We start from the raw sequence: 17,858 nt of genomic DNA, 5'->3' as shown, positions 1-17,858 counted from the left end.
TCTCCTCACGGCTTCCAGCGCAGGAAATTGGCGATGAGTGCAAGACCCAGTGCCTGGCTCTTTTCGGGATGGAACTGCGTGCCGGCGATGTTGTCGCGTGTCACCGCCGCCGTCACCGGCCCGCCATAGTCGGCCACTGCCAGCACTTCGCCGGCTTTGCTGGCATCGAGATGGTAGGAATGGACGAAATAGGCATGCAGCCCGTCCTGCCCGGTTGGTATGCCGGCAAACAGCGGGTGCTCGCGCTTCAGCTCGATGGTGTTCCAGCCGATTTGCGGGATCTTCAAGGACGGGTCCGACGGCGTGATTTCCTTGACGTCGCCGCCGATCCAGCCGAAGCCCGGCGTCACCGTCTTTTCCAGCCCGCGCTCCGACATCAACTGCATGCCGACGCAGATGCCGAGGAAGGGCCGGCCTCTGGCGATGGCGACCTCCTGCACGGCTTCCCACATGCCGTCGACGGCATGCAGGCCGGCGGCGCAGTCGGCATAGGCGCCGACGCCGGGCAGCACGATGCGGTCGGCGCCGCGCACGCGTTCGGCATCGGCCGTCAGCTCGATTTCAGCCGTTATGCCGGCTTCGCGCGCGGCACGCTCGAAGGCCTTGGTGGCCGAGCGCAGATTGCCCGAGCCGTAGTCGATGATGGCAACGCGCATGTCAGTGTCGTCCGGGATGAGAAAGTCCAAGCGCCATGCCGGTCTGCACCGTACGGGCGGGATTGGCAGCCGGCACGATCGTCGGCAACGGCTCGGTGGCGGCTGCGATACCCTCGTCGCGTCCGAGCCCGAAAGCATAACGCGTCTCGGCATCGGTCAGGTCTTCGGCCTCGACGATGCCCCATTCCGTCCAGCCGGCGCGACGCAGCCCGGCGATCCGAAGCGCCTGGCCTTCCAGTCCGAAATAAAGCGAGACGAGCAATGTCAGCAATGCGCCGGTAAGGCCAAGTCCTCGGCTTTCGCCAAGCGCCGAGAGCACGCCGAGCACAATGATGGCAGCGACAGCGGCGAACCACAGCCGATGCCACAACAGCCATAGCGGCGGCACGATGAACGCGAACCAGGAGAACCCGTCGCGGATCAGCCGCGCCCCTTCCGGCCTCGCGCCGAGGCCGTCGGAAGGCGGCTCCAGAACGACATAGCTGGCCATGGCTACCCCTTCAGCGAACCCTTGGTGGAAGGAACCGTGTCAGGCTGGCGCGGATCGCTTTCCAGCGCCGCCCGCAGGGCACGCGCCACCGCCTTGAAGCAGGTTTCCGCGATATGATGGTTGTTGGCGCCGTAATGATTGGTCACATGCAGCGTGATGCCGGCATGCTGCGACAGCGCCTGGAAGAACTCGCGCACCAGTTCGGTATCGAATGTGCCGATCTTCGGCGCCGAAAAGGCGACGTTCCAGACCAAGAACGGCCGCCCCGAAACGTCGATGGCGGCGCGGGTGAGCGTCTCGTCCATGGCGAGGTCGATCGAGGCATAACGCATGATGCCCCGGCGCTCGCCGAGCGCCTTGGCCAGCGCCTGGCCGATGGCGATGCCGGTGTCCTCGACCGTGTGGTGGTCGTCGATATGCAGGTCGCCCTTGGCCCTGACCGTCATGTCGATCAGCGAGTGGCGCGACAGCTGGTCGAGCATATGGTCGAAAAAACCGACGCCCGTCGAAATATCCGACTTGCCGGTCCCGTCGACATGGACCGACACGGCGATGTCGGTTTCCTTGGTCTTGCGGCTGACTTCGGCTGAACGGGGCGCCATATCTCTTCCTCTTTTCAGGAAAACGAGTGCGTTCTAACAGCATGATCCGGCGATTGCCAGTTGCCAAAACCAACCGCCGGAACATATGCCTGTCGAGTGCCGGTCTGGGTTTGCAAACGGGATGCCGCTGCATACATATGCCGCAACTCAACTCGTGACGCGCCAGTCGCCTTGAAAGGGATCGCGCGGGATCGGAGCAATCGATGTCGAATGAACTTTCCATGCACGCCACCACCATCATCACCGTGCGCAAGGGCGGCAAAGTGGTGATTGCCGGCGACGGCCAGGTGAGCCTCGGCCAGACCATCATGAAGGGCAATGCACGCAAGGTGCGCCGCATCGGCAAGGGCGGCAATGTGATCGCTGGCTTTGCTGGCGCCACCGCCGACGCTTTCACGCTTTTGGAGCGACTGGAAGCCAAGCTGGAGCAATATCCGGACCAGCTGATGCGCGCCAGCGTCGAGCTCGCCAAGGATTGGCGCACCGACCGCTATCTGCGCCGGCTGGAGGCGATGATGCTGGTGGCCGACAAGAACGTTTCGCTGGCGCTGACCGGCAATGGCGACGTGCTGGAGCCGGAACAGGGCGTGATGGCGATCGGCTCGGGCGGCAATTACGCACTGGCCGCGGCGCGCGCGCTGATCGACACCGACAAGGACGCCGAGGAGATCGCCCGCAAGGCCATGCAGATCGCCGCCGACATCTGCGTCTACACCAACCATAATTTCGTCGTCGAAACGCTGGACGCAGCCTAGATCGTGAACTCCCAGATGAGTTCACGATCCGATGTGGCCCCCAGCTACGAATTCCGCCCGCTGACGGACAAGGACATGCCGCTCCTTGCCCGCTGGCTCGCCGAACCGCATGTCGCGGCGTGGTGGGGCGACAAGGAGACGGAGCTGACGGGCATCGCCGAGACCATCGACAGCATCGCGGTCGAACCCTTCATCATCGAGCTCGACGGGCGGCCTATCGGCTTCATCCAGAGCTACGACCCGTATCTCGACGACGGTGAGAACCCCTTTCAGGACCAGCCGACGGGCACGCTGGGCATCGATCAGTTCATCGGCGAGCCTGAACTCGTCGGCAAGGGACACGGCACTCGGCTGATCGGCGAATTCGTGGAGATGCTGTTCGAGGAAGGGGCGCCACGCGTCATTCTCGACCCGGACGCGGCCAATGCGGTTGCAATCAGGGTCTATGAGAAGGTCGGTTTCCGGACGATCCGCCGTTTCAAGACCGCCACCGGCGAAGCGCTTTTGATGGCGCTCGACAATCCCGAAGAAATGGATGCCGAATGACGGCATCGCGCGCCGGAGAGCCGCCGCTTCATCAGCGATTGGCCTGGCCGGCGGGTCTGGCAATTGCTGCCGCACTGATCGCCATCCAGGCGCTGACGTTGCATTTCCAGGGTCACCCCGCGATCTGCACCTGCGGCTATGTCAAGCTCTGGCACGGCGTGGTGGTGAGCTCGGAGAACTCCCAGCACATCACCGACTGGTACACGCCCTCGCACATCATCCACGGCTTCCTGTTCTATGCGCTGGCCAGGTTCCTGTTCCCGCGTTCATCGATCTGGACGAGGCTCGCCTTCGCGCTGCTGATCGAGGGCGGCTGGGAGATCCTGGAAAACAGCCCGATCATCATCGACCGCTACCGCGCCGGCACGATTTCGCTCGACTATTACGGCGATTCCATCGTCAATTCGGTGTCGGATACGCTCGCCATGGTGGTGGGTTTTGTGATGGCACGCTTCCTGCCGGTCTGGCTGGTTGTGTCTATCGCCATTCTGTTCGAGCTGGGCACCGGTTACATGATCCGCGACAACCTGACGCTCAACGTGCTGATGCTGGTCTATCCGCTGGAGGCGGTGAAGGCCTGGCAGGGTGGAGCATGATGACTGGAAGCCTGTTGTGATCAGCGCGGAAACACTCGACAGCGCGGTCACCGAGGGGGTGATCACGGCACAGCAGCGTGACCGGCTCTATGCGCTGGAGCGCGGCAACCCGTTCACCACCGAAGGTGACGCTGAGTCCGACGAAGAAAATCTGCGGCTGATCGGCGGCGGAAACGATCTTTTCGTCACCGTCGGCACGGTCTTGCTGACGGCCGGTTTCTATTTCGTGCTCCACACCCTGCTTCCAGGCCAGCGCTTGTCGGTCGCGGTGCTCATCGCGGCGTTTTCCTGGCTGCTCGCCGAAGTGGTGACGCGCCAGCACCGCATGAAACTGTCGTCGACGGTGCTCAGCCTGTTTTTCGTCGTGTCGTTCACCACCGCGCTCGCGCTGGAAATCCTCGCGCGCTATCCGATCCAGAAACCGGAATCGATCTGGCAGCTATTGGCTCTGCGCCAGCAGGCCTCCAGCGCCGGCTATCTCTTTCTCGGCGGCGTCATGGCGGCGGTCGCGGTCTATTTCTGGCGCTTCAAGGTGCCGATTCTGGCCGGTGTATTCGCGATCGCGGCGACGCTGCTCGCTTTCCTGCAGACCGCGCTGCTGCTTTACGACGGCGTGACCACCGGAGCCGTGGCCCCGCCAAGGCTGGAGGACATGCCGCAACTGATGCGGGCCGCGCTCTACATGCCGCTGATCTGCGGCCTGATCGTGTTCGGCACGGCGGTCGCGCTGGACGTGTTCGACCGAGAGCGGCGCAAGATCTGGTCCGATTGCGCGTTCTGGCTGCATGTCGTGTCGGCGCCGATGCTGGTGCACCCGCTCTTCATCATGGCCACGGGTCAGGATGTCGTGATGGGCCGCATCGAACCCGATGCGAATGCCACGATCATGCTGGCCATCCTCATCATCGCATTCGTCTATGTCGCGCTCGCCATCGACAGGCGCTCGCTGCTGGTGCCGACGCTTGCCTATTTCGGCTCGCTCGGCATCTACTACCTCGTCAATTCCACGGCAAACAGCACGGGCATACCGCCCTTTGCCCTGATCCTGTTGGTCGTCGGCGCGCTGATCATCACCTTCGGTGCCGGCTGGCAGCATATCAGGCGCTTGATCGTAAGCCCTACCCTCCCCACATCCGTGCTCAACAAGCTCCCTCCCATCAAACAAGCGTAGACGTGTCATATTCATGAGCAATTTCTCCCCCCGCGAAATCGTTTCCGAACTCGATCGTTTCATCATCGGCCAGAAAGACGCCAAGCGCGCCGTAGCGATCGCGCTGCGCAACCGCTGGCGCCGCCAGCAGCTGGAAGGCCAGATGCGCGAAGAGGTGATGCCGAAGAACATCCTGATGATCGGCCCGACCGGTGTCGGCAAGACCGAGATCTCGCGCCGTCTGGCCAAGCTCGCAGGCGCCCCCTTCGTCAAGGTCGAGGCAACCAAGTTCACCGAGGTCGGCTATGTCGGCCGCGATGTCGAGCAGATCGTGCGCGACCTGGTCGAGGTCGGCATCGGGCTGATCCGCGAGAAGATGCGCGAGGACGTGAAGGCGCGTGCCCATGTCAACGCCGAGGAGCGCGTGCTTGAGGCTCTGGTCGGCAAGACCGCGTCGCCCGCCACGCGCGACAGCTTCAAGAAAAAGCTGCGCGACGGCGAACTCGACGACAAGGAGATCGAGGTCGAGGTGGCCGATACCGGCACCGGCGGCATGCCCGGCTTCGATATCCCCGGCATGCCGGGTGGCGTCGGCGTGCTCAACATCAACGACATGTTGTCGAAGGCCATGGGCGGCAAGCGCACCAAGACGCGCAAGACCACGGTCAAGGAATCCTACAACCTCCTGATCCAGGACGAGTCCGACAAGCTGCTCGACCAGGACGAGGTGGTGCGCCGCGCCCTGGAAGCGGCCGAGAACGACGGCATCGTCTTCCTCGACGAGATCGACAAGATTGCAGCCCGTTCCGACATTTCCGGCGGCCCCTCGCGCGAAGGCGTGCAGCGGGATCTTCTGCCGCTGGTCGAAGGCACCACGGTGGCGACCAAATACGGACCGGTGAAGACGGACCACATCCTGTTCATCGCGTCAGGCGCATTCCATGTCTCGAAGCCGTCCGACCTGTTGCCGGAACTGCAGGGCCGCCTGCCGATCCGCGTCGAATTGAGAGCGCTGGAGAAGGCCGATTTCGTCCGCATCCTGACCGAGACCGAAGCCAGCCTCATCAAGCAGTATATCGCGCTGATGAAGACGGAAGGCGTCGACCTGGAGTTCACCGACGACGCCATCGATTCATTGGCCGGTATCGCCGTAGATCTCAACGCGACGGTGGAAAACATCGGCGCAAGGCGGTTGCAGACGGTGATGGAGCGCGTGCTGGACGACATTTCCTACGAAGCGCCGGACCGCAACGGCGCCAAGGTGACCATCGACGCCGCCTATGTGCAGAAGCATGTCGGCGATCTGTCGAAGAACACCGACCTGTCGCGCTTCATCCTCTGATCCCGATCGACATGCGTTATCGCGGGCACCCGGCAACCGGGTGCCCGCTGCCTTTTGTGGCGGCCAGTGTGGCCAAATGGAAGCAGGGCGGTACCTTTCGCCGCAAGGGGTCACGAAAGGCTCGACTCGTCATCCGGCTTTTCCTAGAGCAGATTGAACCCCGCGCCCGGCATGGCCCGGGAGGTTCACGACTGGATGGCGCGGCGACTGATTTCGGGCAGCGGCTGATGAAAAAACTGATCTCTCTTTTCCTCGCTTCGGCAGTGACCGTAGCAGCGGTGGCAAGTGGTGCGGCCGCCACATTGGTGCCGGCCGGCAACCGCAATGCCGAGCAGCCGCCGATCCCAGGCTCCTCGGCCAAGCGCACCAAGGCGACCAACACGTCCTTCGACGCCAAATACCGCAAGGTCTACGCCCTGCTGCAGAACGACACCGAGCTGCGCGGCAAGATCAAGAAGGTCGCCGCTGTCTACGGTATCGACCCGATGCACATGGTCGGCGCGCTGGTGGGCGAGCACACCTACAATGTCGGCGCCTACGACCGGCTGCAGACCTACTACGTCAAGGCGATGTCGTATCTGTCCAGCAGGCTGACCTTTGCCTATCAGGGCGAGGATATTTCGGACTTCATCAAGCGGCCGGAATTCGCCAAATGCGCCAGCGAAAGCGGTTCCAACGCGCTGTGGGAATGCCGGGAAGGGGTATGGAACAGCGCCTTCCGCGGCAAGACCGTGGGCGGCACCAGTTTCCCCGACGACCGTTTCGGCGCCACTTTCTTCCAGCCCTATTATGCCGGCCAGACCTTTGGCCTCGGCCAACTCAACCCGCTGACCGCGCTTGAGATGAGCGACATGGTCAACAAGGTGTCGGGCCTGCCCAAACTCGACGTCAGCGACCCGAACCAGATCTACAAGACGATCATGGACCCGGACCTGACGCTGCCTTACGTCGCCGCGATCGTGAAGACCTCGATCCAGGCCTACAAAAACATCGCCGGCTTCGACATTTCGCAGAATCCCGGGGTGACCGCCACGCTCTACAATGTCGGCAATCCGGAAGCCCGTGCTCATGCGCTGAAGGTCGAGAACGAGCGCCGCCGCGCCGCCGGCGAGCCGGAAAAGCTGCCGGAAGAAAATTACTACGGCTGGCTGGTCAACGACAAGCTCGCCGAACTCAAGGCGTTGTTCTAAGCTCAACTGCATCCGCGCCGACATCGGTGCGGGGCGGCTCGTATCGCGCTGATTGGCTTGCCCACTTCGATCGGGCACTGGCGCGACCGGTGCTTGTGCGGCCGAACGGGTTCTGCGACAAAGCTCCCTGTCATGCCTCCGCATCCTGGTTTTCTTGATTTTCCCGCGCATCTGCCCGACGGCGCACAGCCGCGCATGGTGCTGTTCGGCGCGCCGCATGGCAGCACCTATCCCGGCGCCGACCCTTCGGGTTTCGCTGGCGCGGCGGCCGCTATCCGTGCCGCCAGCCAGGGCGACGTGCAATTCCTCGACAGCTTTGACTTCGACTTCGGCGGCCCCCTCTTCGCGGGCCATGAACCCTGCTGCGTCGATACGGGCGACCTGCCAACATCCGTCGCCGACAATGCTGGCAACCGCAAGCTGATCGAAGACAAGACGCGCGCCATCCTGGCTAGCGGCGCCACGCCGCTGATGATCGGGGGCGATGATTCAGTGCCCATCCCCTTCTTCGCCGGCTTCGCTGATCATGGCCCGATCTGGATCCTGCAGATCGACGCCCATATCGACTGGCGCGACGAGCGTTTTGGCGAACCCCTAGGTTATTCCAGCACGATGCGCCGGGCGAGCGAGATGCCGCATGTCGCCGGCATCGTGCAGGCGGGCATCCGGGGCGTCGGCAGCGCCAGGCCGCGCGAGGTCGAGACCGCCAGGCGCTGGGGCGCCTACCTCGTCACGGCCAGGGAGATCCATGCCGAAGGCATAGAAGCCGCCCTCAAGCACATACCGGCAGGTGCCAGCGTGGTCGTGACCCTCGACTGCGATGGGCTCGATCCCAGCGTGACACCGGGCGTCGCCGGCCGTGCACCGGGCGGGCTGACCTACCAACAGGCGATCGGGCTGATCGAGGGGGTGAGCCAGCGCGGACGCCTTGCCGGCTTCGACCTTGTCGAGTTCTACACGCCCGCCGATGTCGACGGCATCACGGCGCTCACCGCCGCGCGTCTTGTCGTGAATGCGATCGGCCGTATCGTCAGGCAGACTTGAACGGGTATGTTGGCGCGTGACGCGCCCACTGACATCCGTCCGCGCGACACCGCTTGACTGCGTCGCGAAATATGGAATAAATATTTCATACTTCTCTTTTCTGGTTCTTTCGTTCCGAAACTGGTGCGGCCGCATACGACCTCCGGCGCACCTACCGACGAGGTTGTCATGACAGTGCGTTTTGGTCTTCTTGGCGCCGGCCGCATCGGCAAGGTGCATGCACGGGCGGTGGCCGCGAACCCGCAGGCAAAGCTGGTGGCGGTGGCCGACGCCTTCGAGAAGGCCGCGAAGGAAATCTCCGCCGCCTATGGCGCGGAAGTCCGCTCCATCGAGGCGATCGAGAAGGCCGCCGACATCGACGCCGTCATCATCTGCACGCCGACCGATACCCATGCCGATCTGATCGAGCGTTTCGCCAAAGCCGGCAAGGCGATCTTTTGCGAGAAGCCTGTCGACCTCGACGCCAAGCGCGTCGAGAAGTGCCTGGCCGTGGTCGACAAGACCAAGGCCGTGCTGATGGTCGGCTTCAACCGCCGCTTCGATCCGCACTTCGCCGCCGTGCGCAAGGCGATCGACGACGGCGCCATCGGCAAGGTCGAGCAGGTGGTGATCACCTCGCGCGACCCCGGTGCGCCGCCGGTCGACTACATCAAGCGCTCGGGCGGCATCTTCCGCGACATGACCATCCACGACTTCGACATGGCGCGCTTCCTGCTCGGCGAGGAGCCAGTGGCGGTGTCGGCGCACGCTTCCGTGCTGGTCGACAAGAAGATCGGCGAGGCCGGAGACTTCGATTCCGTCAGCGTCATCCTGGAAACGGCGTCCGGCAGGCAGGCGATCATCTCCAATTCGCGCCGTGCCACCTATGGCTACGACCAGCGCATCGAAGTGCACGGCTCGAAGGGCATGGTGGCCGCCGAGAACCAGCGGCCCGTGTCGATCGAAGTGGCCAGCGAGAAGGGTTATACGCGGCCGCCGCTGCACGACTTCTTCATGACCCGCTACATCGACGCCTACGCCAACGAGATCGCCGCCTTCATCGCCACCGTCACCAAGGGCGCCAAGGCTTCGCCGTCCGGCACCGACGGCCTCGCCGCGCTGAGGCTGGCCGATGCGGCGCTCAAATCCGCGAAAACCGGCAAGGCGGTCCAGGTCAAGCTCGATTGAGGACGACGCCATGGCCACGCAGTTGAAATTCGCGTTGAACCATATGGCAGCGCCTCGGATCGACTGCCGGCGGTTTCTCGATCTCGCAGCCTCCCTCGGTGCTGTCGGCGTTGAACTGCGCAACGACCTGGCGGACAAAAAGCTGACCGATGCCGCCTTCTTCGACGGCGACGCGCCGGCGACGGTGGGTGACTATGCCCGGTCCAGGGGCCTGCGCCTTCTCGGTCTGTCGGAAGCATATGGGTTCAACGCGTGGTCCGAGGCGATGCGCGCGAAAGTGCAGTTGCTGATCGATCAGGCTGTCGAAGCCGGCGCGGAATCGATCAGCCTCATCCCGCGCAACGATGCCCCGCGCTATGCCGAAGGCGAGCGCGACGACGCGCTGCGCAGCTCGCTCGGCGAAATCCTGCCGATGCTGGACCGGGCGAATATGATCGCGTTCATTGAGCCGCTGGGTTTCGTCACCTCGTCGCTGCGCCACAAGGCCGACGCCATCGCCGCCATCGAGGCGGTCGGCGGCAGCGAGCGCTACAAACTTGTGCACGATACCTTCCACCATCACCTTGCCGGCGAAAGCGAGTTCTTCCCCGCCTATACCGGCATCGCCCATATCTCCGGCGTCGTCGATCCAACGCTCAAAGTCGAGCAGATGCAGGACGGACACCGCATCCTGGTCGACGACCGCGACCGGCTCGGCAATGTCGGCCAGATAAGGGCGCTGCTTGATGCTGGGTATGACGGCGCGTTCTCCTACGAGCCTTTCGCCGCCGAAGTGCACGCACTGGCCGATCCGGAGCCGGCACTCGCCGCCAGCATGGCATTCATCGCCACGCGGGTGTGAGAAGCGATCGTCTGAATAGCTGGATGGGATTTAACGCCCGCTTGCCCGCGCACCTGGAAATACCGTCGGCGACGGCTTGCCGATTTTTGGGGCCGATTTTTGGAGCCGATTATGGGGCGTGACATGCGCCCCTACTTTCACTATAAAGCGCGGCATGATCCACCTGTCCGCCTCGTTTTGGTACTTTAGCTACTGCAGCTCGCTGGCGGCGGGAGGATTGCGCTCGATCTGAAGATTGCAGCATCAACATCCGAACAGCCGCCAGACCTGGCGGCTTTTTTGTTTCAGCCGGCAGGTCCCCAACCAGGAGCAGAATGCCGTGTTGACCACCACAGACGACCTTCGGGTCAAGGAACTCAAGGAACTGAGCACGCCTGACCAGGTGATGCAGGAGATACCGCGCACGCTGACGGCGACACGAACCGTCACGGCGGCGCGTAACGCCATCCATGCCGCCCTCACCGGTGCCGACGACCGACTGGTCGTCGTGGTCGGCCCCTGTTCGATCCACGACCCCGCGGCCGCGGTGGACTATGCCAGCCGTCTGGCGGCGCTGCGCGACAGTCTGTCGGACCGGCTCGAGATCGTCATGCGTGTCTATTTCGAAAAACCGCGCACCACGGTCGGCTGGAAGGGCCTGATCAACGATCCCGACCTCGACGGTTCCTTCAACATCGACAAGGGGCTGAGGTTGGCGCGCAACGTACTGGCCGCGGTCAACAATCTCGGCCTGCCGGCGGCGACCGAGTTCCTCGACATGACGACGCCGCAATACATCGCCGACCTCGTCTCCTGGGGCGCGATCGGCGCGCGCACCACCGAGAGCCAGATCCATCGCGAACTGGCATCCGGTCTGTCCTGCCCGGTCGGCTTCAAGAACGGCACCGACGGCAATCTGCGCATCGCCGCCGAAGCGGTGAAGTCGGCTGCGCAGCCGCACCATTTCATGGCGGTGACGAAAGGCGGGCGCAGTGCGATCGCGGCGACCACCGGCAATGAGGACTGCCATGTCATCCTGCGCGGCGGGCAAACCCCCAACCACGACGCGGCGAGCGTCGAGGCCGCCTGCCTGGAACTTGGCCGCATCGGCGTTGCGCCGCGGCTGATGATCGATGTCAGCCATGCCAACAGCAACAAGAAGCCGGAAAACCAGCCGAAGATCGCGGCCGATGTGGCCAACCAGGTTGCGACGGGCGACGGACGCATCATCGGCGTCATGATCGAGAGCAATCTGGTCGCTGGCCGCCAGGACGTGGTGCCCGGCAAGCCGCTCGTCTACGGGCAGAGCATCACCGACGGTTGCATCGACTGGGCAACCACCGAGACCGTGCTGCAGGGTCTGGCCGAGGCGGTCGAACAACGCCGGGCGACGCGGCGCGCGATGATCGCCAAGCGCCCGGGAGCGGCGTAACCGTGGCGACAACCACATGCGGGGAGCGGGTTTTGCCACTCCCCGCAAATGGGAACGGCCCTAACGCACGTTCACCCAGCGCTTTTCCTCGAACGAGCGTGCCATGGCATGCACGGTGCGCTCGATCTCCAGCCCTTCGTCGAATTCGATGAGGTTGGCCGGCTTGCCCTCGATGCGTCGGATCAGTTCGCGACACTCGATCGTCTTGAGATCGTTGAAGCCCAGGCCATGGCCGGGCGCCGGAATGAAGCGGTCATAGGGCTTGTGCACGGGCGCGGCCAGGATGGTGCGGTAGCCCTGCTCGGTCGGCCGGTCGGAGGTGACGTAGAGTTGGAATTCGTTGAATCGTTCCTGGTCGAACAGGATCGAACCTTTCGAGCCAAAGATCTGCACGGCGATACGGCCCTTGCGCCCCCAGGCCGAACGGTTGACCAGGAGCGTGCCCGAGACGCCGTTGTCGAGATGGATCAGCACGCTCGCTATGTCATGGGTCTCGACGGGGCGGCGGCCACCATCGGCCACGGCACGGTCGGCATAAGGTCTAGACATGTCGCACATGACGCTGGCGACGCGGCCGAACAGCGCCTTGACCAGCGACAGCGGATGCACGGCGAAGTCGTCGAGCGCGCCGTAGCCGGACGTCGCCGCATGCTTCCAGTTGAACGGCGCTTCCGGGTCGGCCATGAAGTCTTCGTCCATCTCGACGCGCAGATGGTTGACCTTGCCGATGACGCCTTCGCCCAGCAGCGTCGCGATGTGCCGGATCGCCGGGCTCTGGATGTAGTTGTAGCCAAGCACTGCTGCCTTGCCGGAGCGGCGGGCCGCCGCCAGCATCGCCTCGGCCTCAGCGAAAGCCGGCGCCATCGGCTTCTCGCACCAGATATGCTTGCCGGCTTCGAGTGCGGCGATTGCCATCTCGGGATGGAACTGGTTCGGCGTTGTGATGGAGACGACGTCGACAGAAGGGTCCTCGATCACCGCACGCCAATCGCCCGACCCCTTGTCGAAACTGAATTCGTCGGCGCGCTGCTTCGCCAGCTCGGCGCTAGTTTCGGCAAGATGGACCAGCCGCACCGGCCCGACATCTCCAAACACGGTGCGCACGGATGTCCAGGCCATGGCGTGACACTTGCCCATGAAACCGGTTCCGATCAAACCGACGCCAACCATGCGATTTCCTCCCAGACGATGATGATGTGAACCTATTAGTCCATTTAATTCAAAAATGGAATGTATGATCCATTTCTTGTGGCAATTCACAACGGGAGCGCTATGCTCTTGCGATCAGGGACGGAACAGGGGATTCTCGGCACCATGAACCCTCGCCTGCCGCAAGACTACGAATCGCTTCGCAACCTCGTTCTTGAGAAGCGCTCGGCGCTACCCAAGCGCATCGCCCAGATCGCCGCCTACGCGCTCGACAACCCCGACGAGATTGCCTTCGGCACGGCGGCGAGCATCGCGGCCTCTGCCGGCGTGCAGCCCTCGACGCTGATCCGCTTCGCCCAGTTCCTCGGCTTCGACGGCTTCACCAGCCTGCAATCGGTGTTCCGAGAGCGGATGCGAGAACGGACGGTGTCGTATGAGGACCGGCTGAAGGCGCTGCGCGGCGGCGGTGCCACCCAGAACCGCGCCATCTTCGACGGCTTCGTGGAATCCGCCACCCGCTCCCTGGAAGCGGTATCGCGCTCGTTCGATGACGGCATGCTCGACCGCGCCGTGGATATCCTCGCCGGAGCCGAGACCATTTATCTTCTGGCCCGCCGCCGCTCCTATCCGATCACTTCCTATATGGCCTATGCGCTGGGCAAGCTGAAGATCCGCTACATGCAGGTCGAATCCGCCGCCGGCTTCGACCCCGAGATCATGTCCTTCGCCTCGCCGAAGGATGCGCTGGTGGCGATCAGCTTCTCGCCCTACGCCTCGGCGACGGTCGATCATGCACGCATACTGGCCGAGCAGGGCGTGCCTGTGGTGGCCATCACCGACAGCGCCTTTTCGCCGCTTGCCCAGTCCGCCAAGGTCTGGTTCGAAGTGGCGGAAGCTGACTGCGCGGGCTTCCGCTCGCTCTCGGCCACCATGGCGCTGGCCATGACATTGGCGGTCGCCGTCGCCGAACGGCGCAGCTGACGCAGGCTGCAAAATCAGAATGGGAATGCGTATTCCATATTGACTATGGAATGGAATTAACATTTCATATTAGGGACAATGATGGCGCCTTTGCGCGCCGACAGCCTTTCGTGTGAGGGAGAAAAGCATGGCGAGCCCCCGCGGTGCCGGCAAGGCGCTGGACGTCATCACCATCGGCCGCGCTTCGGTGGACCTCTACGGCCAGCAGATCGGTTCCAGGCTGGAAGACATCGCCTCCTTCGCCAAGTCGGTCGGTGGCTGCCCCGCCAACATCGCCGTCGGTACGGCGCGGCTCGGCTTGAAGTCGGCGCTGTTGACGCGTGTCGGCGACGAGCAGATGGGCCGCTTCATCCGCGAACAGCTGCAGCGCGAGAAGGTCGATGTCGCGGGCGTCCACACCGACGCTGAACGGCTAACCGCGCTGGTGCTGCTTTCGGTCGAGGACGAGGGTGTCTCGCCGATGATCTTCTATCGTTCCGACTGCGCCGACATGGCGCTGGCGGAAGACGACGTCGATGAAGCTTTCGTGGCCTCGGCGCGCGCCATCGTCGTCACCGGCACGCATTTCTCGCGGCCGAACAGCGACGCCGCCCAGCGCAAGGCGATCCGCATCGCCAAGGCCCATGGCGGCAAGGTGGTGTTCGACATCGATTACCGGCCGAACCTGTGGGGCCTGGCCGGCCACGCCGAGGGTTTCGGTCGTTATGTCAAATCCGATCGTGTCTCGGCGCAATTGAAGCTCGTGCTGCCCGATTGCGACCTGATTGTCGGCACCGAGGAGGAAGTGTTGATCGCCTCCGGCGAAAGCGACCTGCTCACGGCGCTGAAGACCATTCGCAAGCTGTCGGCGGCCACCATCGTGCTGAAGCGCGGCGCCAAGGGCTGCATCGTCTATGACGGGCAGATCACCGACGATCTCGAGGACGGCGTCGTCGGCGACGGTTTTCCGATCGAGGTCTACAACGTGCTCGGCGCCGGCGATGCATTCATGTCGGGTTTCCTGCGCGGCTGGCTGGGCGGCGAAAGCTTCGCCACCGCCGCGACCTGGGCCAACGCCTGCGGCGCCTTCGCAGTGTCGCGCCTGTTGTGCGCGCCGGAATATCCGACCTTTACCGAGCTGCAATTCTTCCTGAAGAACGGCTCGAAACATCTGGCGCTGCGCAAGGACGAAGCGCTGAACCATGTGCACTGGGCAACCACCCGGCGACGCGACATCCCGCTTTTGATGGCACTCGCCTGCGACCACCGCGTGCAGCTGGAAGACATCGCCGCCAAGACCGGCGCGGATCCTGCGCGCATCAACGCCTTCAAGGTGCTGGCGGTGAAGGCCGCGGCACAGGTGGCCGCCGGGCGCGACGGCTACGGCATGCTGATCGACGAAAAACACGGCCGCGAGGCGATGTTCGAATTCGCCCACCACCCCTTCGCCTGGCTCGGCCGCCCGGTCGAGCTGCCAGGCTCGCGACCACTGCGTTTCGAGTTCAGCCAGGACATCGGCTCGCAGCTGGTCGACTGGCCCGTCGACCACTGCATCAAGTGCCTGTGCTTCTATCATCCGGACGACCCGGAAGCGCTGAAGAAGGAACAGCAGGAGAAGCTTCGCACCCTGTTCGAGGCCGCGCGGAAGGTCGGCAGGGAATTGCTGGTCGAGATCATCGCCGGCAAGCACGGCAAGGTCGACGACACCACCATTCCGCGCGCGCTGCAGGAGCTCTATACACTCGGCATCAAGCCTGACTGGTGGAAGCTGGAGCCGCAGGCTTCGGCCGGCGCCTGGGCCCGGATCGAGGAGACCATCGTCGGCAACGACCCGTTCTGCCGCGGCGTCGTGCTGCTCGGTCTGGAGGCGCCGCTCCCCGAACTGGAGGCAGCCTTCGCTGCTACCGCCAATGCCCAGATCGTCAAGGGTTTCGCCGTCGGCCGCACCATCTTCATGCATGCCGCCGAGCAATGGCTGGCCGGCAAGATGAACGACGCGCAGGCTGTCGACGACATGGCCGGGCGTTTCGAGGAACTGACCACGGCGTGGCTTGCCGCGCGCGGCCGCAAGGCAGCATAGAAGGCCGGGAGGAGAGACGACATGAGCAAGACCGTTCGCCTGACGATGGCGCAGGCGTTGACCCGCTTCCTCGCCGCCCAGATGACCGTGATCGATGGCGAAAAACTGCCGATCTTCGGCGGGGTGTGGGCGATCTTCGGGCACGGCAATGTCGCCGGTATCGGCGAGGCGCTCTACCAGCATCGCGACGATCTGCCGACCTTTCGCGCCCACAACGAACAGGCGATGACGCATGCGGCGATCGCCTACGCCAAGGCGAACTTCCGCCGTCGCTTTATGGCCGCAACCAGCTCGATCGGGCCCGGTGCCGTCAATATGGTGACGGCTGCGGCACTCGCCCATGTCAACCGGCTGCCCGTATTGCTTTTGCCCGGCGACGTCTTCGCCAACCGCGTGCCCGACCCGGTGCTGCAGCAGGCCGAGGACTTTTCCGACGGCACGGTTTCGGTCAATGACTGCTTCCGCCCGGTCTCGCGCTATTTCGACCGCATCACCCGGCCCGAGCAGATCATTCCGGCGCTGGCCCGCGCCATGCAGGTGCTGACCGATCCGGCCGAGTGCGGACCGGTGACGCTGGCGCTGTGCCAGGACGTGCAGGCCGAAGCCTATGACTATCCCGAAAACTTCTTCGCCGAGCGCGTCTGGCATCTGCGCAGGCCGCGACCGGACCGCGCCGAACTGGCGGCGGCGGTCAAGGCGCTGAAAGCTGCCCGGAAGCCGCTGGTGGTCGCCGGCGGCGGCGTGCTCTATTCAGGCGCCTCCGGCGAACTGGCCATGCTTGTCGAAGCGGCGGGCATCCCGGCCTGCGAAACGCAGGGCGGCAAGTCGTCGCTCGCCGACACCCATCCGCTCAACATGGCGGCCGTCGGCGTCACCGGTACTTCGGCCGCCAACCGGCTGGCCGAGGAGGCCGACGTGGTGTTGGCGGTCGGCACCCGGCTGCAGGATTTCACCACCGGCTCCTGGGCGCTGTTCCAGAATTCGTCCAAGACCATCATCGGCCTCAACGTCCAGCCTTTCGACGCTGGCAAGCACCATGCACTGCCGCTGGTGGCCGATGCCGCCGAAGGGCTGGCCGAACTGGCGGCCGGACTGCAAGGCTGGAAAGCGCCGGCCGACTGGACGGCCAATGCCGCAGCCGGCAAGAAGGCCTGGCAGGCCGAGGCCGCCAGGGCGACCGCACCCACCAATGCAGCCTACCCTTCGGACGCGCAGGTGATTGGCGCTGTGCAGCGCGCCATGGGCTCCAGCGTCACCGTGCTGCATGCGGCCGGAGGCCTGCCGGGCGAACTGCACAAATTGTGGCAGGCCGGCGCGCCGGGCTCCTATCATGCCGAATACGGCTTCTCGACCATGGGCTACGAGATCGCCGGTGCACTCGGCGCCAAGATGGCGCGGCCCGAACAGGAAGTCGTCGTCATGCTGGGCGACGGCTCGTATCTGATGCTCAATTCCGAGATTGCCACCTCGGTGATGCTCGGGCTCAAGCTCACCATCGTTTTGCTCGACAACCGCGGCTATGGCTGCATCAACCGGCTGCAGATGGCGACCGGCGGCGCCAACTTCAACAATCTGCTGAAAGACTCGCGCCACGAGACGCTGCCGGACATCGACTTCGCCGCCCATGCCACCAGCCTCGGCGCAATCGCCGAGAAGGTCTCCTCGATTGCCGATCTGGAGAACGCGCTTGAGAAGGCGAAGAAAAACAGCCGCACCACGGTCATCATGATCGACACCGACCCGCTCATTTCCACCGAGGCCGGCGGCCACTGGTGGGATGTCGCGGTGCCGGAAGTCAGCACGCGCAAGGAAGTCAACGCCGCCCGCAAAAGCTATGAGGAAAAGCTCAAGCTGCAGCGTGTCGGCGACTGAGGCCGCA

At 64.1% G+C, this 17,858-nt stretch carries 17 protein-coding genes; 13 read left to right on the top strand and 4 right to left on the bottom strand.

Features of this window, described 5'->3' with window-relative positions; translation table 11 throughout:
• Positions 1 to 5 precede the first annotated feature (5 nt).
• Genes hisH through hisB form a run of 3 tightly spaced genes read right to left on the bottom strand, consistent with a single transcriptional unit; the run spans position 6 to position 1,748 of the window.
• Complete coding sequence (gene hisH, locus AB4136_RS11420) at positions 6 to 656, bottom strand: imidazole glycerol phosphate synthase subunit HisH (RefSeq protein ID WP_024924281.1); 651 nt, start codon at positions 654 to 656, stop codon at positions 6 to 8.
• A gap of 1 nt (position 657) precedes the next feature.
• Positions 658 to 1,146: a DUF2628 domain-containing protein gene (locus AB4136_RS11415; RefSeq protein WP_024924282.1), complete on the bottom strand. Its 489-nt coding sequence runs from the start codon at positions 1,144 to 1,146 to the stop codon at positions 658 to 660.
• Positions 1,147 to 1,148: 2 nt separating this feature from the next.
• Positions 1,149 to 1,748 carry an imidazoleglycerol-phosphate dehydratase HisB gene (gene hisB / locus AB4136_RS11410; RefSeq protein ID WP_024924283.1) on the bottom strand — a complete coding sequence of 200 codons (600 nt, stop codon included), beginning with the start codon at positions 1,746 to 1,748 and terminating at the stop codon, positions 1,149 to 1,151.
• A 203-nt stretch (positions 1,749 to 1,951) separates the two neighbouring features.
• On the opposite strand from hisB, the gene hslV reads away from it, so the two are divergent.
• The 10 genes from hslV to AB4136_RS11360 all read left to right on the top strand — a co-directional run bounded on the left by hslV (position 1,952) and on the right by AB4136_RS11360 (position 11,790).
• Positions 1,952 to 2,503: an ATP-dependent protease subunit HslV gene (gene hslV, locus AB4136_RS11405; RefSeq protein ID WP_024924284.1), complete on the top strand. Its 552-nt coding sequence runs from the start codon at positions 1,952 to 1,954 to the stop codon at positions 2,501 to 2,503.
• 15 nt (positions 2,504 to 2,518) lie between these two features.
• On the top strand, positions 2,519 to 3,049 hold the full coding sequence (locus AB4136_RS11400) for a GNAT family N-acetyltransferase (protein ID WP_024924285.1): 531 nt from the start codon (positions 2,519 to 2,521) through the stop codon (positions 3,047 to 3,049).
• Positions 3,046 to 3,645 (top strand): DUF2585 domain-containing protein, encoded by a 600-nt coding sequence (locus AB4136_RS11395; protein ID WP_024924286.1) that lies wholly within the window; start codon positions 3,046 to 3,048, stop codon positions 3,643 to 3,645. The genes AB4136_RS11400 and AB4136_RS11395 overlap by 4 nt, the downstream gene beginning before the upstream one ends.
• A gap of 16 nt (positions 3,646 to 3,661) precedes the next feature.
• Positions 3,662 to 4,816: a hypothetical protein gene (locus tag AB4136_RS11390; protein WP_024924287.1), complete on the top strand. Its 1,155-nt coding sequence runs from the start codon at positions 3,662 to 3,664 to the stop codon at positions 4,814 to 4,816.
• Positions 4,817 to 4,829: 13 nt separating this feature from the next.
• The gene (gene hslU, locus AB4136_RS11385; RefSeq protein ID WP_024924288.1) at positions 4,830 to 6,137 is read left to right on the top strand and encodes an ATP-dependent protease ATPase subunit HslU; all 1,308 of its coding nucleotides are present in this window, start codon (positions 4,830 to 4,832) and stop codon (positions 6,135 to 6,137) included.
• 227 nt (positions 6,138 to 6,364) lie between these two features.
• Entirely contained in the window at positions 6,365 to 7,327 is a 963-nt protein-coding gene (locus tag AB4136_RS11380) for a DUF1402 family protein (protein ID WP_024924289.1), read from the top strand.
• Between the two features lie 132 nt (positions 7,328 to 7,459).
• The gene (locus tag AB4136_RS11375; RefSeq protein ID WP_024924290.1) at positions 7,460 to 8,371 is read left to right on the top strand and encodes an arginase family protein; all 912 of its coding nucleotides are present in this window, start codon (positions 7,460 to 7,462) and stop codon (positions 8,369 to 8,371) included.
• A gap of 168 nt (positions 8,372 to 8,539) precedes the next feature.
• Positions 8,540 to 9,538, top strand: coding sequence for an inositol 2-dehydrogenase (gene iolG, locus AB4136_RS11370; RefSeq protein ID WP_024924291.1), 999 nt, complete (start codon positions 8,540 to 8,542; stop codon positions 9,536 to 9,538).
• A 10-nt stretch (positions 9,539 to 9,548) separates the two neighbouring features.
• The gene (locus AB4136_RS11365) at positions 9,549 to 10,379 is read left to right on the top strand and encodes a TIM barrel protein (protein WP_024924292.1); all 831 of its coding nucleotides are present in this window, start codon (positions 9,549 to 9,551) and stop codon (positions 10,377 to 10,379) included.
• A 319-nt stretch (positions 10,380 to 10,698) separates the two neighbouring features.
• Entirely contained in the window at positions 10,699 to 11,790 is a 1,092-nt protein-coding gene (locus AB4136_RS11360) for a 3-deoxy-7-phosphoheptulonate synthase (protein ID WP_024924293.1), read from the top strand.
• A 60-nt stretch (positions 11,791 to 11,850) separates the two neighbouring features.
• Here the strand turns inward: AB4136_RS11360 and AB4136_RS11355 are convergent, their stop codons facing one another.
• The gene (locus tag AB4136_RS11355) at positions 11,851 to 12,960 is read right to left on the bottom strand and encodes a Gfo/Idh/MocA family protein (RefSeq protein WP_024924294.1); all 1,110 of its coding nucleotides are present in this window, start codon (positions 12,958 to 12,960) and stop codon (positions 11,851 to 11,853) included.
• Positions 12,961 to 13,104: 144 nt separating this feature from the next.
• On the opposite strand from AB4136_RS11355, the gene AB4136_RS11350 reads away from it, so the two are divergent.
• From AB4136_RS11350 to iolD, 3 genes are all read left to right on the top strand, one after another.
• Entirely contained in the window at positions 13,105 to 13,920 is an 816-nt protein-coding gene (locus AB4136_RS11350) for a MurR/RpiR family transcriptional regulator (protein WP_036253373.1), read from the top strand.
• 127 nt (positions 13,921 to 14,047) lie between these two features.
• The gene (locus AB4136_RS11345; RefSeq protein ID WP_024924295.1) at positions 14,048 to 15,979 is read left to right on the top strand and encodes a bifunctional 5-dehydro-2-deoxygluconokinase/5-dehydro-2-deoxyphosphogluconate aldolase; all 1,932 of its coding nucleotides are present in this window, start codon (positions 14,048 to 14,050) and stop codon (positions 15,977 to 15,979) included.
• A gap of 21 nt (positions 15,980 to 16,000) precedes the next feature.
• Positions 16,001 to 17,851, top strand: a complete 1,851-nt coding sequence (gene iolD / locus AB4136_RS11340; protein ID WP_137900310.1) for a 3D-(3,5/4)-trihydroxycyclohexane-1,2-dione acylhydrolase (decyclizing) — start codon at positions 16,001 to 16,003, stop codon at positions 17,849 to 17,851.
• The last annotated feature ends 7 nt before the right edge of the window (positions 17,852 to 17,858 follow it).

Source organism: Mesorhizobium sp. 2RAF21, assembly GCF_052115345.1.
Classification (GTDB): domain Bacteria; phylum Pseudomonadota; class Alphaproteobacteria; order Rhizobiales; family Rhizobiaceae; genus Mesorhizobium; species Mesorhizobium terrae.
This window is presented reverse-complemented; position numbering and strand designations above follow the sequence as displayed.

Bases quoted from the DNA above. Each gene is read 5' to 3' on its own strand.
- hisH (WP_024924281.1), bottom strand. From the start codon at position 656: ATGCGCGTTGCCATCATCGACTACGGCTCGGGCAATCTGCGCTCGGCC.
- AB4136_RS11415 (WP_024924282.1), bottom strand. From the start codon at position 1,146: ATGGCCAGCTATGTCGTTCTGGAGCCGCCTTCCGACGGCCTCGGCGCG.
- hisB (WP_024924283.1), bottom strand. From the start codon at position 1,748: ATGGCGCCCCGTTCAGCCGAAGTCAGCCGCAAGACCAAGGAAACCGAC.
- hslV (WP_024924284.1), top strand. From the start codon at position 1,952: ATGTCGAATGAACTTTCCATGCACGCCACCACCATCATCACCGTGCGC.
- AB4136_RS11400 (WP_024924285.1), top strand. From the start codon at position 2,519: ATGAGTTCACGATCCGATGTGGCCCCCAGCTACGAATTCCGCCCGCTG.
- AB4136_RS11395 (WP_024924286.1), top strand. From the start codon at position 3,046: ATGACGGCATCGCGCGCCGGAGAGCCGCCGCTTCATCAGCGATTGGCC.
- hslU (WP_024924288.1), top strand. From the start codon at position 4,830: ATGAGCAATTTCTCCCCCCGCGAAATCGTTTCCGAACTCGATCGTTTC.
- AB4136_RS11380 (WP_024924289.1), top strand. From the start codon at position 6,365: ATGAAAAAACTGATCTCTCTTTTCCTCGCTTCGGCAGTGACCGTAGCA.
- AB4136_RS11375 (WP_024924290.1), top strand. From the start codon at position 7,460: ATGCCTCCGCATCCTGGTTTTCTTGATTTTCCCGCGCATCTGCCCGAC.
- iolG (WP_024924291.1), top strand. From the start codon at position 8,540: ATGACAGTGCGTTTTGGTCTTCTTGGCGCCGGCCGCATCGGCAAGGTG.
- AB4136_RS11365 (WP_024924292.1), top strand. From the start codon at position 9,549: ATGGCCACGCAGTTGAAATTCGCGTTGAACCATATGGCAGCGCCTCGG.
- AB4136_RS11355 (WP_024924294.1), bottom strand. From the start codon at position 12,960: ATGGTTGGCGTCGGTTTGATCGGAACCGGTTTCATGGGCAAGTGTCAC.
- AB4136_RS11350 (WP_036253373.1), top strand. From the start codon at position 13,105: ATGAACCCTCGCCTGCCGCAAGACTACGAATCGCTTCGCAACCTCGTT.
- AB4136_RS11345 (WP_024924295.1), top strand. From the start codon at position 14,048: ATGGCGAGCCCCCGCGGTGCCGGCAAGGCGCTGGACGTCATCACCATC.
- iolD (WP_137900310.1), top strand. From the start codon at position 16,001: ATGAGCAAGACCGTTCGCCTGACGATGGCGCAGGCGTTGACCCGCTTC.